This is a genomic window from Acinetobacter sp. ANC 3929, assembly GCF_000369405.1.
Classification (GTDB): Bacteria; Pseudomonadota; Gammaproteobacteria; order Pseudomonadales; family Moraxellaceae; genus Acinetobacter.
On the sequence record NZ_KB849998.1, the window covers coordinates 742,800 to 758,927 of the forward strand.

General features: G+C 44.1%; 16 protein-coding genes. 7 read left to right on the forward strand and 9 right to left on the reverse strand.

The features are described from left to right. Nucleotides 1–20 precede the first annotated feature (20 nt). From F909_RS12825 to ahr, 4 genes are read left to right on the forward strand one after another with little or no spacing between them, the layout of a single operon-like run. A complete protein-coding gene (locus tag F909_RS12825) occupies nucleotides 21–572 on the forward strand; it encodes a M23 family metallopeptidase (protein WP_277604081.1) in 552 nt (183 codons plus the stop codon). 9 nt (nucleotides 573–581) lie between these two features. Then, nucleotides 582–827, forward strand: a complete 246-nt coding sequence (locus tag F909_RS12820; protein ID WP_005147881.1) for a hypothetical protein — start codon at nucleotides 582–584, stop codon at nucleotides 825–827. Nucleotides 828–863: 36 nt separating this feature from the next. Then, on the forward strand, nucleotides 864–1,418 hold the full coding sequence (locus tag F909_RS12815; RefSeq protein ID WP_005147883.1) for a DNA-3-methyladenine glycosylase I: 555 nt from the start codon (nucleotides 864–866) through the stop codon (nucleotides 1,416–1,418). 36 nt (nucleotides 1,419–1,454) lie between these two features. After that, complete coding sequence (gene ahr / locus F909_RS12810) at nucleotides 1,455–2,480, forward strand: NADPH-dependent aldehyde reductase Ahr (protein WP_005147885.1); 1,026 nt, start codon at nucleotides 1,455–1,457, stop codon at nucleotides 2,478–2,480. Nucleotides 2,481–2,530: 50 nt separating this feature from the next. Here ahr and F909_RS12805 read toward each other — a convergent pair whose 3' ends face one another. Continuing rightward, nucleotides 2,531–3,349: an isocitrate lyase/PEP mutase family protein gene (locus F909_RS12805; RefSeq protein WP_005147886.1), complete on the reverse strand. Its 819-nt coding sequence runs from the start codon at nucleotides 3,347–3,349 to the stop codon at nucleotides 2,531–2,533. Between the two features lie 38 nt (nucleotides 3,350–3,387). Beyond that, complete coding sequence (locus tag F909_RS12800; protein WP_005147887.1) at nucleotides 3,388–4,815, reverse strand: aminotransferase-like domain-containing protein; 1,428 nt, start codon at nucleotides 4,813–4,815, stop codon at nucleotides 3,388–3,390. Nucleotides 4,816–4,905: 90 nt separating this feature from the next. Here F909_RS12800 and F909_RS12795 point away from each other — a divergent pair, with 90 nt between their 5' ends. Further along, nucleotides 4,906–5,316: a hypothetical protein gene (locus F909_RS12795; protein ID WP_005147888.1), complete on the forward strand. Its 411-nt coding sequence runs from the start codon at nucleotides 4,906–4,908 to the stop codon at nucleotides 5,314–5,316. Here the strand turns inward: F909_RS12795 and F909_RS12790 are convergent. Then, nucleotides 5,264–6,166, reverse strand: coding sequence for a LysR family transcriptional regulator (locus tag F909_RS12790; protein ID WP_005147889.1), 903 nt, complete (start codon nucleotides 6,164–6,166; stop codon nucleotides 5,264–5,266). The genes F909_RS12795 and F909_RS12790 overlap by 53 nt on opposite strands. 133 nt (nucleotides 6,167–6,299) lie before the next feature. On the opposite strand from F909_RS12790, the gene dkgB reads away from it, so the two are divergent. Beyond that, nucleotides 6,300–7,106, forward strand: coding sequence for a 2,5-didehydrogluconate reductase DkgB (gene dkgB / locus F909_RS12785; RefSeq protein WP_005147890.1), 807 nt, complete (start codon nucleotides 6,300–6,302; stop codon nucleotides 7,104–7,106). A 1-nt stretch (nucleotide 7,107) separates the two neighbouring features. Further along, nucleotides 7,108–8,295, forward strand: a complete 1,188-nt coding sequence (locus F909_RS12780; protein ID WP_005147891.1) for an MFS transporter — start codon at nucleotides 7,108–7,110, stop codon at nucleotides 8,293–8,295. A gap of 40 nt (nucleotides 8,296–8,335) precedes the next feature. Here F909_RS12780 and F909_RS12775 read toward each other — a convergent pair whose 3' ends face one another. The 6 genes from F909_RS12775 to F909_RS12750 form a co-directional block, all read right to left on the reverse strand. Beyond that, nucleotides 8,336–8,986, reverse strand: a complete 651-nt coding sequence (locus tag F909_RS12775; RefSeq protein WP_005147893.1) for an START domain-containing protein — start codon at nucleotides 8,984–8,986, stop codon at nucleotides 8,336–8,338. A gap of 95 nt (nucleotides 8,987–9,081) precedes the next feature. Further along, nucleotides 9,082–9,903 carry a 4-hydroxy-tetrahydrodipicolinate reductase gene (gene dapB / locus F909_RS12770; protein WP_005147894.1) on the reverse strand — a complete coding sequence of 274 codons (822 nt, stop codon included), beginning with the start codon at nucleotides 9,901–9,903 and terminating at the stop codon, nucleotides 9,082–9,084. A 115-nt stretch (nucleotides 9,904–10,018) separates the two neighbouring features. Further along, nucleotides 10,019–11,131 carry a molecular chaperone DnaJ gene (dnaJ, locus tag F909_RS12765; RefSeq protein ID WP_005147895.1) on the reverse strand — a complete coding sequence of 371 codons (1,113 nt, stop codon included), beginning with the start codon at nucleotides 11,129–11,131 and terminating at the stop codon, nucleotides 10,019–10,021. Between the two features lie 143 nt (nucleotides 11,132–11,274). Next, complete coding sequence (locus F909_RS12760; protein WP_005147897.1) at nucleotides 11,275–11,652, reverse strand: hypothetical protein; 378 nt, start codon at nucleotides 11,650–11,652, stop codon at nucleotides 11,275–11,277. A gap of 132 nt (nucleotides 11,653–11,784) precedes the next feature. After that, nucleotides 11,785–14,913 carry an efflux RND transporter permease subunit gene (locus F909_RS12755; RefSeq protein WP_005147898.1) on the reverse strand — a complete coding sequence of 1,043 codons (3,129 nt, stop codon included), beginning with the start codon at nucleotides 14,911–14,913 and terminating at the stop codon, nucleotides 11,785–11,787. A 2-nt stretch (nucleotides 14,914–14,915) separates the two neighbouring features. Beyond that, nucleotides 14,916–16,016, reverse strand: coding sequence for an efflux RND transporter periplasmic adaptor subunit (locus F909_RS12750; protein WP_005147899.1), 1,101 nt, complete (start codon nucleotides 16,014–16,016; stop codon nucleotides 14,916–14,918). Nucleotides 16,017–16,128 lie beyond the last annotated feature (112 nt).

Consider the following 16,128-nt stretch of genomic DNA (forward strand, 5'->3'; position numbering starts at 1 on the left):
GCTGTATGCTGTCGATCCAAATGCAAGGAGTTTGTGTGCGTCGTTCGATTTCCTATACCGTTCTTGGTGTGCTGATGGTTCTACTTTCAGCATGTACAACTGCCCCCAAAAAACCAACACCCTTGCCCAACGTACAGGTGAATAAACTGAAAAATATGCGTCTAGACAGCCGCCTACCCGTTCCAGTCAAAGGTGTGAGTCGAAACGAATTACGTGATACTTGGGGTGCTGCACGTAGTCAGGGTCGTAGCCATGAAGGCATCGATATCATGGCAGAGCGTGGTACGAAAGTGTATAGTGCGACCGAAGGCTTAGTTGCTGATTTACGTAATAATAATTTAGGTGGCAAAGTGATCTGGATCATTGGACCAGCGGGCTCTTGGCACTATTATGCGCATCTGGACGGTCATAAACGTGGTCTCAACGTTGGTGACTCTGTACGTAAAGGCGATCTGATCGGTTATGTGGGAAATACTGGCAATGCTCGTTATACCTCTCCACATTTACATTACGGAATTTATTTAAATGGCAAAGGGCGTGGTTCAGTCAATCCATACCCGTATTTACGTTAGGAATCTACAATGTCAGAAGCATTGATTGAACGTCTGGTTGAATTTGCAGAGTCTGGAAATCAGCAGAAAATCATCATTCATGGTACCAGCTATCAAGGTTGGATCATGGAAATTACCGAAGATGCTTTGTTGATTAGTACAGGCTTTGCCGATAAATCAGGTAAAGACTTTTGGCTTAAATTTACTGATTTAAATAGCGCAGAACTGTATTATTGGGATACTCGCCCAAATGAATGGGTGCTATTCCAACTTTAAATTATGTGGTTCAAATAACAACAAGGAGCATCAAATATGTCAACTCAACGCTGTGGCTGGTGCTCCGATGATCCCCTCTATATTGCCTACCATGATCAAGAATGGGGCAAGGCTCAACATGACGAAGCCCATTTGTTTGAGATGCTTTGTCTGGAAGGGCAGCAAGCTGGCCTTTCATGGATTACGGTACTCAAAAAACGCGAACACTACCGCTCACATTTCTTTCAACGTCCCATTGCAGAAGTCGCAGCACTCACCGATGATCAACTCGAGCTCAAACTCAGTGATGCCGGTTTAATTCGTCATATCGGTAAACTTAAAGCCATCCGTGACAATGCCATTGCTTGGCTCAAACTTAAAGATGAGGTCAACGATGTACCCGCTTGGTTATGGAGTTTTGTCGATCATCAAACCGAAAATAATGATGTGGTAAATTACCGCGAAGCACCTGCACAAACTGAACTTAGCCAGAAACTATCAAAAACCTTAAAAAAACGTGGCTTTAAATTCGTGGGCCCGACCACCTGTTACGCTTTTATGCAAGCAGTTGGTATGGTCAATGACCACGAAAATCATTGCCAATTTAAATAACAAATCATGATCGATTTTCCTTGAATGGGAGTTCCAATGAGCAATAATCAAATTCGCGCTTATGCTGCAATGCAAGCAGGTGAGCAAGTGGTACCGTACCAATTTGATGCGGGAGACTTAAAAGCCCACCAAGTTGAAGTCAAAGTTGAATATTGTGGCCTGTGCCACTCCGACCTGTCTGTGATTAATAATGAATGGCAGTCATCAGTTTACCCAGCGGTTGCTGGACATGAAATCATTGGTACTATCATTGCACTGGGATCAGAAGCCAAAGGATTAAAAGTCGGCCAACGCGTCGGGATTGGCTGGACTGCTGAAACTTGTCAAGCCTGTGACCCGTGTATTGGCGGTAATCAGGTTCTATGTACAGGCGAAAGAACCGCAACCATCGTTGGGCATGCAGGTGGTTTTGCAGATAAAGTCCGTGCAGGTTGGCAATGGGTCATTCCCCTTCCAGACGATTTAGATCCCGAAAGTGCTGGCCCACTGCTCTGTGGAGGCATCACGGTATTTGATCCTTTGCTGAAACACAAAATCCAGGCCACGCATCATGTTGGTGTGATTGGTATTGGTGGTCTCGGCCATATCGCGATTAAGTTGCTCAAAGCATGGGGCTGTGAAATTACCGCTTTCAGCTCGAACCCAGATAAAACTGAAGAACTCAAAGCCATGGGTGCCGATCATGTGGTCAATAGCCGTGATGCTCAAGCCATCAAAGCACAACGTGGCAAGTTTGATTTATTGCTCAGTACGGTCAATGTAACGCTGAATTGGCAAGCTTACTTAAATACTTTGGCACCGAAAGGTAGTCTACATTTCCTCGGAGTGACTTTAGAACCGATCCCAGTTTCTGTTGGTGCAATCATGGGAGGTGCTAAATCAGTTACCTCTTCGCCGACTGGTTCACCCTTGGCACTACGTCAACTTTTACAGTTCGCTGCACGCAAAAATATCGCACCACAAGTTGAGTTATTTCCAATGTCGCAACTAAATGAAGCGATTGAACGACTGCATTCGGGCCAAGCGCGTTATCGCATCGTACTCAAGGCCGATTTCGATTAATTCATCTTTGCTGTACTAAATCCGCCAACGTTTGCATCGCTTGGCGGATTTCATCTCAGTCTTTTATTCAACTCAGCTCCAGAGATATTCTCTGCAAAACAATTGAAATGACCAGTTTCCGCAATCGAAGTGGCTGCTTGAATAAAAGAATGCCATGCTGTCCGTGCCAATGCACTCCCTACACTGATTCGTCGAACGCCTAAAGATGCTAGCTCTTGCACACTGAGCTCACTGTCCCATGCAATCAAGACATTCACAGGTTTGGGTGCCACAGCTTGAACCACCGCAACAATCTGATCTGCTGTTTTTATACCAGGCGCATAAAGACAATCAGCACCCGCAGCAGAATAGGCTTTCAGTCGAGTAATGGTATCGTCTAAATCTGGAACACCAATAAAGAAATTTTCAGCACGTCCGATCAGCATCACATCTTCGCCACTTTCATCAATCGCTTTACGTGCTGCGGCTATCCTTTTAACAGCATCCTCAAGCTCTCGTAATGGCTTTTCCTTATTTCCAGTCGAATCCTCAATCGAGATACCTGCAACACCTGTTGCAATCGCCATTGTTACACTTTCAACAACGCCCTCGATCGTTTCTGCAAAACCACTTTCAAAATCTGCATTCACAGGTAGATCGGTTGATTGAACCATATAATCAAGATGAGCGAGTACCTCTGCTCGTGACAACTGTCCATCGGTCTTGCCACAAGACCATGCATAACCCGCACTGGTAGTTGCCAAAGCCTGATAACCGAGTTGCTGCAACATCTTTGCACTACCTGCATCCCATGGATTGGGCAATACAAAACATCCTGCCTGATGCAGATTACGAAATATTTTTCTTTTTTCAGCAATCGTGCGCTGCATTTTTTCTTCCCCTTTTAATTCTGATTGTTGATTAGGTCTTAATGCTCTAATGAACTTAAACTCGCCCGTGTCCAATCTGCCAACTGTTGAATCGCTTGGCGGATTTCTGCTGTTAACGCATGACCTGCATTTAAACGCAAAAAATGTTGATAACGCCGATCTTCGCCAAAAACTTCCCCGGGCACAATATTGATCCCTTGACCTTGCGCCAAATAATACAATTCCAAACCTGTAATACTCTTCGGCAGTTGCATCCATAAAGCATAGCCACCTTGTGATTGACTTAGTCCAATCGGAATCCCCTGAAACACTTCGAGAATATAAGCCCGATACTGTTCAACCTGTTGCATCAGTTTAGGTCTTAACTGATCTAAATGTTCTCGATAGCCACGGCTGTAAATGAAGTCGGCTAATCCAAGTTGCAAAGGTGTATTCACCCCCACATTGTTGGCCAATAATTGCGGTCTTAAATATTGCAGCTGTTGACCCAAGCAAAACCAACCGACACGATAAGCCGTGGATAATGATTTCGAGACAGAACCACACCAGATGACGTAACCCTCATGATCCCAATAGCGAATGGGTAATGGTCGTTCTTTTTGAAAGCTACATTCGCCATAAATATCATCTTCCAAAATAAAACATTGATATTTTTGTGCCAGTTGAGCAATGTGTTGTTTCTGTTCATTGCTAAGACAATAGCCCAAAGGATTCTGAAAATTGGCGGTGAGTAAACACAGTTTGGCATCACCCTGTTTCATAAAAAATTCTAAACGCTCTAGATCAATGCCACGATGATCTGCTGGAATCTCAATAATCTTGCGTTTCAGGCTAGCCAACATTTGTAGCTGACCATTAAAGGTCGGGGTCGGAACTAAAATACTATCGCCCTCTTTGCTGATCTGTTGGATCAACAGCGATAAGGCTGGCATGCAGCCATTGGTAATAAAAATATCGTCGGTCGCAACATAGATACCATCCTCACGCCAATGATCAGATAAGGCTTTACGAAGTTGCTGATGTCCCTGTTTATTACAATATAAAAAATCTTCAGGCTGGCAATGTTTCAATGCACGTTGCAAAGAGCGACGCAAGCCATCAACAGGAATCAAATGCGGAGACAGTTGGATCGCACCCAATGGCGTTAAATGATGTTGAATCGATGCCGTCTGGATTTGATTTTGCAGATCTAAATTTGAAACCTGCCGAGCTTTGGACTCAAAATTCGGGCTGTCAGGTACCGCACTTTGATATTGTCTGGAATTCACAAAATAGCCCGATTTTGCTTTCACATAAATCAGCCCTTTGGCTTCCAACAATTCATAGCATTGTTGTGCCGTACTCAAACTAACACTTTGCTGACGTGCAAATTCCCTTAAGGAACTTAATTTCTGCTGCGGTTGCAACTCATGTTGATAAATCTTGTGAGCCAATTGTTCTGCCAAGCGCTGATAGTGAAAAGTCATATCTGTACTGCTTTTTTATAAATTTCTGTATCTGTATTGGTTTATACAACACCTTTAAGCTATAAAAATCAACAGCCAAAGGATAAAGCCATGAAAAATAATATCTTATTTATATTAACCACTGTTTTATTTACAGGCTGCAACCTCACTGACCAAGCGACCTACCAGCAACAACAGGTGTGTAAATCTCTTTCAGAAGGGTACTTACGCCTTCAAAATCAACCGACCTATGAATTATGGAAAATGGAGAAAGCTGAAGCTCCGCAGCAAACTCGGATCATCAAAATGACCTATAAAAAGCCCAATGAAAATGGTCTGATGCTCTCAAGTACATTTCTGCCAACCGTAGAACTTGAATGTAAATTACAGCAGCAACACATTGTAGTTTCGGTCATACAAAAAACGGGGCCATCAATTCCAGTGCTGAATGTGCAACTTCAAAATGAGACTATTGGCAAACCGAGAAGCCCTGACTTAGTTGCTCAGACAAGAACTCAATAAATAAACGAACTCGTTTCGGCAAGTGCTCTTGTTGATAATAAACAGCATGGATGCTTTGATAAGAATGTTCAATTTGATCTTCAAACAGTGCTTCTAGACGTCCTTCTCGCATGTCCTGCCAGATTTCAAACTCGGAGAGCCTAGCAATGCCTTGTCCGCGCAAACATAATTGGCGTACCGTTTCACCACTCGATGCTTTGACTTTAGGCTGGGCCTGAAAATATTCACCACCAATTTTGATTGGCCATGTATTGATATAGGTAGGACGAGTAAAACCAATCACATCATGCTCAGTTAAAGCCTTGGGGTGTAAAGGTTTACCTTTGCGCTGTAAATAGTCTGGACTAGCAACAATATAAATACGACTTTTACACACCAATTTGGCGTGTAAGCTGGAATCATGTAATTCACCAAAACGGAAAGCAACATCCGTCTTATGTTCCAAAAGATCAATCACCAAATCATTGCTATTCAGCTCGATTTCAATATTGGGGTAACACTTTCTAAACTTGTGTACCAATGGTGTGATCACATGCAAGATAAATGGTGTCGCAGAATCTATTCGTATTACCCCAGATGTATCCTGATCTGATTTTTGTAGTGCCTCTTCGGCTGCATTGAGATCACTTAAGATTTTACGGGCGTGTTTCAGAAATTGTTGCCCTTCCTGTGTCAGTTTTAATTTGCGAGTAGTGCGTTCTAACAACGTCACTTCAAGTTTAGATTCTAAGCGGCTAAGTGAACGACTCAATCCTGATGCGGTTTGCCCCAGTCGTTCTGCAGCGGCAATAAAGGAACCTGTATCGACAATGGTCATAAAAGCCAGTAGTTCTTCTACGGTTGATTTCATTGTCACCCTTCGATTATTGATATTTAGTCAACTGTATTTTGCAAATTCATCTATTTTTTAGCAACAATAATCATCGCAAAATAACAGCCATCGAATAGCTCTGCGGAGCATGAAAAAAGATTAGGTGAAAAATATGCATATCCCTCAATTTGGTTTAGGTACTTTCCGTCTTAAAGAACAAGCCGTGATTGATTCAGTCAAAACGGCCCTAGACGTGGGCTATCGTGCCATTGATACGGCACAGGTTTATGAAAATGAAGCGGCAATAGGTCAAGCCATTGCTGAAAGTGGTGTCGCACGTCAAGACTTGTTCCTCACCACAAAAATCTGGGTCGACAATTTTACTGAAGACAAATTTATTCCAAGCTTAAAAGACAGTCTGCAAAAACTACGTACCGATGCAGTTGACCTCACTTTAATTCATTGGCCAGCGCCACAACTCGGTGTATCAATCCCAAGCGTGATGCAATTGCTATTAGAAGCGAAACAACAAGGTTTGACTAAACAAATCGGGATTTCAAACTTTAATATCGCCTTGACCCAACAAGCGATTGACAGCATTGGTGTCGAACACATCGCAACCAACCAGATCGAACTCAGTCCTTATTTGCAGAACCGCACATTGGTCAATTTTTTACGTGAACAAAATATTGATGTGACTTCTTACATGACTTTAGCTTATGGCAAAGTACTGCAAGACCCAATTTTAGTTGAGATCGCTGCACAGCATCAAGCAACGACTGCACAAGTCGCTTTGGCTTGGGCCTTACAAAATGGTTTTGCTGTGATTCCATCATCAACCAAACGCGAAAATCTGCTCAGCAACTTAAAAGCTCAAGACTTAAGCTTAAGTGCAGAGGAAATGCAGCTGATTGCCCAACTGGAACGTAATGGTCGTGAAGTGAGTCCGGAACCATTTGCGCCTGAATGGGACAAATAACATGAGCAGCCGCATTAATCTGCCGTTATTGGCACTGGCGATTGGTGCCTTTGCCATCGGAACCACCGAATTTTCACCCATGGGCCTGTTACCCAATATTGCCAATGATCTCGGTGTATCTATCCCGAGTGCTGGCATGCTCATTACAGGCTATGCGCTGGGCGTAATGTTGGGTGCGCCGATCATGACCTTATGGTTTGGTGGGTTTGCCCGTCGTAATGCACTGATTCTACTGATGGCAATCTTTACCATTGGCAACCTGATCGCAGCATTTGCACCCAACTACATGAGCTTAATGGGTGCTCGCTTGATTACCAGCTTGAACCACGGTGCTTTCTTCGGGATTGGCTCTGTGGTCGCAGCCAGTGTGGTTCCTGCAAATAAACAGGCCAGTGCGGTGGCCACCATGTTTATGGGCTTAACCATCGCCAATATTGGTGGTGTACCACTGGCAACATGGGTGGGGCAAAACATTGGTTGGAGAATGTCTTTCCTCGCGATTTCAGCCCTCGGTGTCATCACCATGCTGTCACTTTGGAAGGCCCTTCCTGTCGGATCTATCGGACAAAAGCCAAATGTAAAAATGGAGTTAAGCGTTCTTACTCGCCTACCCGTGGTATTGGCATTGCTCACAACCGTGTTTGGTGCCTCAGCGATGTTCACCTTATACACCTATATCGCACCAAGTCTGGTTGAGTTCACCCATGCCTCTCCGACCTTTATCACCATGATGTTAGTCTTGATCGGAATTGGTTTTTCAATCGGGAACCATTTTGGTGGAAAGTTTGCAGACTTATCGATTGATAAAACCTTAATTGGTTTCTTGGTGCTACTGATCGCATTGATGATCATCTTCCCAATCCTTGCTCAAAGCCAATTGGGTGCAGCAATCGGTTTGGTGATCTGGGGTGCAGCAGCCTTTGCAATTGTTCCACCATTACAAATGCGCGTGATGTCGGTTGCACATGAAGCCTCTGGACTTGCTTCTTCTGTGAATATTGGTGCATTTAACTTAGGCAATGCGATTGGTGCAGCAGCAGGAGGTGCGGTATTAAGTCTCGGCTTAAACTACGCGGCTGTTTCCATGATTGGTGCGGTATTGGCAGGTATTGGTTTGATCTTGGTTTTCATTCAAATGAAATTAGCAGCCAAACCAGACACGCCATTACAACAATGTCCTCAAGCTTAAGCTCACATAAAAAAAGCCTGATTTAAATCAGGCTTTTTTATTATTTTAATAAATCTGGCAACTGCGGTTGCGCATATAACGGATTATTCACTTCTTTTTTCATTTTCATGAGCATTTGATACGGTTGCTGCTGCACAAACATATTCACAAAGCTCAATGGAATCGCCCCTGCTGGATCTGCATAGCCACTGGTGGTTACTTTAACTTTATTATTTGATAATCGTTGGAAAGTCCAATCCCCCGCATATTTACTTAAACGCACCACATCAGGCTGCTCAGGATAATTATTTTGGATGGCATTGTTTTTAATACTAATGCTGCCATCAGCATTCTTACTCATTTTCCCTTTAATCACTACATCACGGTCTTTTAAAGGAAATGGAAAATCCAAAACCATATACAGGGTGAATTCACCTTTCTTGTCATCTCGAGACAACATTTGTGCCTTACCCACATACGGCACCCATTGTGGTGTACGTTCTACATCAAGTACCACAGCCACGGCACGCTCCAACGGTACATCAAAGGTTGTTTCAGCCTTATATTGGATAATCGGATTGCTTTCTGTTTGGTACGTCCAAACTTTAATATTATTGCGATTTAAACTCAGTTTGGCGGTATCGGTTGCAGCAGTTACAGCCAAGCTGCTGATACTTAGCAGTGTGGCAAGAACAATATGTTTTTTATTCATGTCATGCTCAATTGTTGTAATGATCAGGAGAGCTTGCGTGACTTCACGGGGAAGAAAGCGCAGCAAGCTCTTTTATAGTACAAAAAAGGAATGTTTTATACTTCAATATCATTAAAGCCTAAAACATCTTTCATATCATATTTACGCGCTTCACGACCAACAACCCATGCCGCTGCACGAACTGCACCTGAGGCAAAATTCATACGATTGGTTGCTTTATGGGTTACTTCTACACGCTCACCTTCACCGATAAACATCACCGTATGCTCACCCACGATATCACCACCGCGAATAGTTTCAAAACCAATGGTTTGACGATCACGCGGACCGGTATAACCTTCACGACCATAGACCGCAACTTCTTTCAAGTTACGACCTAAGGTATCTGCAATTGCTTCACCCATCATAAATGCAGTGCCTGATGGTGCATCGACTTTATGACGATGGTGCGCTTCAATGATTTCGATATCAACTGTATCGCCAAACACTTTTGCAGCAAGTTCTAACAATTTAATCGAAACGTTCACACCTACTGAGTAATTGGCAGCATACACGATGGGTGTCTGTTTGGCTGTTTGATCCAGAAAAGCCTTTTGCTCATCCGACATCCCTGTGGTACCAATCACCATTGCCACGCCCGCTTCACGGCATAATTTTAAGTGCTGTTCAGTTGCGACAGGCGCGGTAAAATCAATCACCACATCACAGTCTTTCAACACTTCACTCAAACTTCCCACGATCTTGACGCCGATGCTGCCAATACCAGCAAGCTCACCTGCATCTGCACCGACCAAACTGCTTTCTGGACGCTCAACAGCCGCTGCAAGCTGATAGCCTGCTTGTTGTACCGCTTGAATCAGAATACGCCCCATGCGTCCGCCTGCACCCAAGATTCCAATGCGTGGAGAAGATGACATAATTTTTCCCAGTCTTTTATTTAAACAATTCAGCTACTATAGCAAAACTCTGTGCTTGCGCTAAAAAATTCCAATAAAAAAACCTGCCGCAGCAGGTTTTTTTATGGAGGTCTAATTAGTCAAATAGACGATCAAAGAACGATTTTTTCTTTGGTGATGAAGCATGACCGTCACCTTCGAAAGAGGCTTGTAACTCTTTCATCAATTCACGTTGACGACCGGTCAAATTCACTGGCGTTTCAACCACAATACGGCAAAGTAAATCACCCACCATACTGCTACGTACTGGGCGAACTCCCTTACCACGTAAGCGGAACAATTTACCTGTTTGAGTGCCTTCTGGAATTTTTAAGCTGACACGACCATCAAGGGTCGGGATTTCAATTTCTTTACCTAAAGCAGCATCGGCAATGCTGATCGGTACATCCATATATAGGTCCGCGCCATCACGTTGGAAAATTTCGTGTTCACGAACAACGACTTCAACGTATAAATCGCCTGCTTGACCATCACGAATGGCTTCGCCTTTACCTGTTAAGCGTACACGATCGCCATTGTCCACACCGGCTGGAATGGTGACTTCAAGTGTTTGCTGACGATCTGCAACACCTGAACCATGACAGGTATTACACGGATTTTTAATAATTTGGCCTTGACCACGACAGGTGCTACAAGTCTGCTGAACCGAGAAGAAACCTTGTTGCATACGCACTTGACCCGCACCGTGACAGGTACGGCAAGTTTCAACATCTTTCGGATTTTTAGATCCTTTACCATCACACGTTTCACATGGCGCTGGCGCAGTGAAAGTAATGGTTTTTTTCACGCCTTTTACAGCTTCTTCAAGTGTGAGTTCCATGACATAACGGAGGTCTGAACCACGGCGTTGACGTTGTTGACGACCACCGCCACCAAACGCACCACCAAAGATATCGCCAAACTGACTGAAAATATCTTCTGCGCTAAAACCACCGAAGCCACCACCCGCACCACCAAAGCCGCCTTCAAAGGCACTGTGTCCTGCGCGGTCATACATGCTGCGCTTTTCTTCATCAGAAAGCACTTCATACGCTTCTGCAGCTTCTTTGAACTTTTCTTCAGCTTCTGCGTTGTCTGGATTACGGTCTGGATGATACTTCATCGCCAACTTACGATAGGCTTTTTTGATCTCATCATCACTTGCGGTTTTCGAAACGCCTAAAACCTCATAATAATCACGTTTAGCCATGGTTGGCGGTGCTCCTCACGGAATTTACTTAAATCTAAAAAACAAATAGGCTCTGCTGACTTTAGAAATAAAAAGTCAACAGAGCCTTAATAGGGGCTGTACAATAAATTTACAAGGTCTATTTCAATAAAAAAGCGATAAATTTAGAAAACAGCTTTATTTTTAAAGTACTTCGCAATACCTTTCAGCCAAGCATTCAATAAAAACAACCATGCAATTGAACTAAATACGACTCCAGCAACCGTCATTGCAGTCACCCAAAGCGCACTGTCCCAAGCAAAAAAGAACAATGGAATAAACCACAGCGCTGCAAAGAAGGCCATCAGCAAAAACAACATTACATTACGCATAATCCAGAGTGCATGCGCATGTATCCATACTTCGGCATTATCCACAGTCGCAACTTTTCGTGCTAATAGGTACGCAAATGCAGCAAACACTATCGTAAATAATGCAAGAAACATGAACACATAAGAAATCACCACATAGCGGCGATGCTGCTCAATACCGTCTTGCCCCATGCTCTCTATCACCTCATTCACAGCATTATGCAAAATTTGTCATGCTATGAAATTCAATTATTTTTTGGTCTTAAAATATAGGTGCTACTATATTGAAATTTTCAATCTTTCGCACCTTTATTCACAAAATAATTACGATAGTTGTGTTGTTTTCTTAACCTTAAACCATGCTGCATACAATGCAGGCAGGAAAAATAAGGTTAATAAGGTGGCAACAATCAGCCCCCCCATAATCGCAACAGCCATCGGACCAAAGAAAATACTGCGGGATAAAGGTATCATCGCCAACACTGCAGCCAATGCCGTCAACACAATTGGACGGAAACGGCGCATAGTTGCACCAATCACCGCGTCCCATGGTGTATGTCCAGCATGAATATCTTGCTCAATCTGGTCGATCAGAATCAATGAATTACGCATAATCATCCCTGACAGGGCAATGGTGCCAAGCATTGCCACAAAACCGAAGGGTTTGTTGAACAACAGTAGGAATGCAACTACACCAATCAAACCCAGTGGTGCTGTCAGCAAGACAATGGTTGCCCGCGACATACTACGAAGCTGAATCATTAACAAAGTCATTACCACTGCCAAGAACAATGGCATACCGGCATTCACCGAATTTTGCCCCTTAGCCGACTCTTCAACTGTTCCCCCCACCTCCAGTAGGTAACCACTTGGCAGATCTGCACGTAAGGTCTGCATCTGATCAGCCAACTGTTGTACTACGGTTGCAGGTTGTAAGTGGGTACGGATATCGGCACGAACGGTAATGGTTGGCAGGCGATTACGATGCCAAATTAAACCTTCTTCAAAACGGGATTCAATGTTGGCTATTTGCGCCAACGGGACTGTTGTACCTTTGCTGGTCGGTACTGCCAAGCTTGCCAAAGATGCCACTTCAACGCGTTCAGATTTATCACCACGTAAGCGGATTTCAATCAATTCACGTTTTTCACGATATTGATTCATCACCGCACCCGTCACCGATGCATTGAGGAAATTGGCGAGATCAACACTGGAAACACCCATTTGACGTGCACGATCCTGATCAATTTCAATCGCAATGATTTTGCTTGGCTCGCCCCAGTCCAAATGTACATTGGTGGTGTTTGGATCTTCACTCAGAACTTTGGCAACTTTTTGCGCCCATTGACGTACGGTCCCGAGGTCTTCACCCGACACACGATACTGCAATGGATAACCGACAGGTGGGCCATTTTCCAGTAACGATACCCGTGTTCGCACTTGAGGTAATAACTGCTTAATCTGCTTGTCCAAAGAGCGGCGGATTTCGTCACGATCATCTAAAGACGAGGCCAATACAACGAATTGAGCAAAACTGGCTTGTGGTAATTGCTGATCTAACGGTAAATAGAACCGTGGTGAACCTGTTCCCACATAGGCCACATAGTTATCAATCCCCTTTTGCTTGGACAGGAACTGCTCCACCTTATGTACCGCTTGTTCGGTAGCGGTCAGTGATGCCCCCTCTTCAAGTTTTAAATCCACCAAAATTTCAGCACGGTTCGATGGCGGGAAGAATTGTTGCGGCACCAATTTAAACATTGCGACCGACAACACAAAGATTCCGACTGTCACTGCAATCACGGTTTTACGATAAGTAATACAAATTTCAACCACACGACCGAAGGACTGATAGAACTTGGATTGATATGGATCGTGATGTTGCCCATGTGCTTGCACCACAGGTGCAGGCTGCTTACGCAGTCGCGCCCATAAACGCAGATACCATGCAGCCTGCTGATTCTGTTTGCTGAAATCGGGTAATAGCTTTTCACCTAAATAAGGGACAAACAAAACAGCCGCAATCCATGACACCATCAGGGCAATGGTCACCACTTGGAAAATAGAACGGGTGTATTCACCTGTACCCGATTGGGCTGTCGCAATTGGCAAGAAACCTGCTGCGGTAATCAGCGTTCCCGTCAACATCGGAAAAGCAGTGGTTTGCCATGCAAAACCAGCCGCTTTCAACCTGCTATAACCCTGCTCCATTTTAATCGCCATCATTTCAACGGCGATAATCGCATCATCGACCAGCAACCCTAGGGCCAGAATTAATGCCCCCAGTGAAATCTTATGTAGGCCTACATCAAATAGATTCATGCCTGCAAAGGTCATGGCCAATACCAGTGGAATAGACAATGCCACCACCAAACCCGTACGAAAACCCAGTGAGAAGAAGCTCACCAATAAAACGATAATGACAGCTTCTGCTAAAACCTTTAAAAACTCTTGAATACTGCGTTGTACCGCGACAGGCTGATCAGACACTTTTTGCAGTTTCATGCCCAAAGGTAAGGTTTTTTGTAGGCGATTGAATTCGGTTTCAAGGTTTTTACCCAACGCAATAATGTCACCGCCTTTACGCATCGAAACGGAGATACCAATACCGTTTTCGCCCATAAAACGCATACGAGGTTGAGCAGGCTCACTAAAGCCCCGATAGACTTCAGCAACATCGCCCAGTTGAATGGTTTTATCCCCCACCAACAACGGCATTTTTTTCAGCTCATCAACACTATGTAAGTGTCCACTCACTCGGATTTGAATACGGTCTGTACCTGTTTCAAAGAAACCCGCACCCGCCATGTCATTTTGTTTTTGAATGGCTTCCTGAATTGCAGTGACAGGCACACCCAGCTGTACCGCTTTGGTATTAGACAGTTCAATCCAGATTTTCTGATCTTGTAGACCAACCAGATTAACCTTGTTGACATCTTTGACTCGTTGCAATTGCAGTTGCAAACGGTCGGCATATTCTTTCATTACCGCATAGTCAAAGTCTTTGCCTGTCAGTACATAGATATTACCGAAGGTGTCACCAAACTCATCATTGAAAAAGGGCCCTTGTACACCACTCGGCAGTTGCGAGCGGATATCATTGACCTTCTTGCGTACGTTATACCAAACGTCGGGAATAGCACTCGATGGCAAACTGTCTTTGGCCACAAACGTCACCAAAGACTCCCCTGGTCGTGAATAGGCCATGATGCGGTCGTACTGCCCCGTGGTCATCAATTCTTTTTCGATTCGATCCGTTACCAAGGTCGACACTTCTTTGGCAGTTGCTCCCGGCCAATAGGTCTGTACCACCATCACCTTAAAGGTAAACGGCGGATCTTCACTTTGCGAAAGTTTGGAATAAGAGATGATGCCAACAATGCCGAGCAACAGCATAAAATAAAGGATAATCCCCTTATTCTTGAGTGCCCATTCTGAAAGGTTAAATTTCATGTTTAACCTCCCGCTTTTATGGTGACTTCACGATTATCACGATCAACTGGATGAATTTTTTGCTGGTCACGCAGTAAATGAACACCACCAACCACAACCCAATCGGTTGCTTTTAAGCCAGACAGCACAGGCACACTATCTCGCCCATAAGTACCTAAAGTAACAGGCACTTTGCGTATACTTTGATTCGCATTGACCACCCAAACATAAGCTTGTTGATCATTGGCAGTGACACTGGATAACGGTACGCTCAACACATTATTTTCATTTGCGACAAAGAATACCCGTGCACTTTGGCCTAGCTGAATACTGGATTGCCCTTCAAGCAAAGAGACTTTTACGGTGAAAGTGCGCGACTGATCTGCTGCGGGTGAAACCTCACGTACTTTCGCCGCGAACCGCGCATCTGGCTGTGACCATAAAGTGACCCATACAGGTTGTCCGACTTTAATGCTACTCACTGCTTGCTCAGGCACACCAAACACCACTTCACGTTCACCATCAATCGCCAATTGATAAACCGCTTGCCCTGCTGCAATGACCTGTCCAATCTCGATTTGACGTTGAGTAATCACACCATTTTTATTGGAGACTAACTGGTTATAACCCGTTTGGTTAGACGACACTTCATAGTTTGAACGTGCTTGTTGTAGGCTTGCTTGTGCCGATTCATATTGATTTTTGACTGCATCAAATTGCGAACGGCTCACCGCGTTGACAGGTAAAAGTTGCTGATAACGCTGATATTCTTCAGCAGCAATCTTTGCAGCAGCCTGCGCACTATTTAATTGAGCCTTGGCTGCATTCATCTGCAATTGCGCGTCTTTTACATCTAATTTCGCCAGTACTTGTCCCACTTTGACCCGATCACCAACATCGACATAACGTTCGGTAATCTGTCCCCCGACACGGAAGGCCAAAGCGGTTTGCTGTCTCGCCTGCACATCACCAGCATAGCTTTTTTGATCAACATGATTGCTGCTCGGTTGTGTCACCATGACATAGGGAATTTCCTCAGTCTTCGGCACCTCTTTTTGACATGCGCTGAGGAGTACACTACTGACAATGAGTAACCCCAATATGATACGATTAATCTGATTCATCTCTTTGCGCTCTTATTCAAATTGATTTTTAAGGCGTGATATGAGCATTATCATAGATTGTTTATTTTTTAATTAATATACCCATGAGTACACTAATTAAAAATTAAACCTA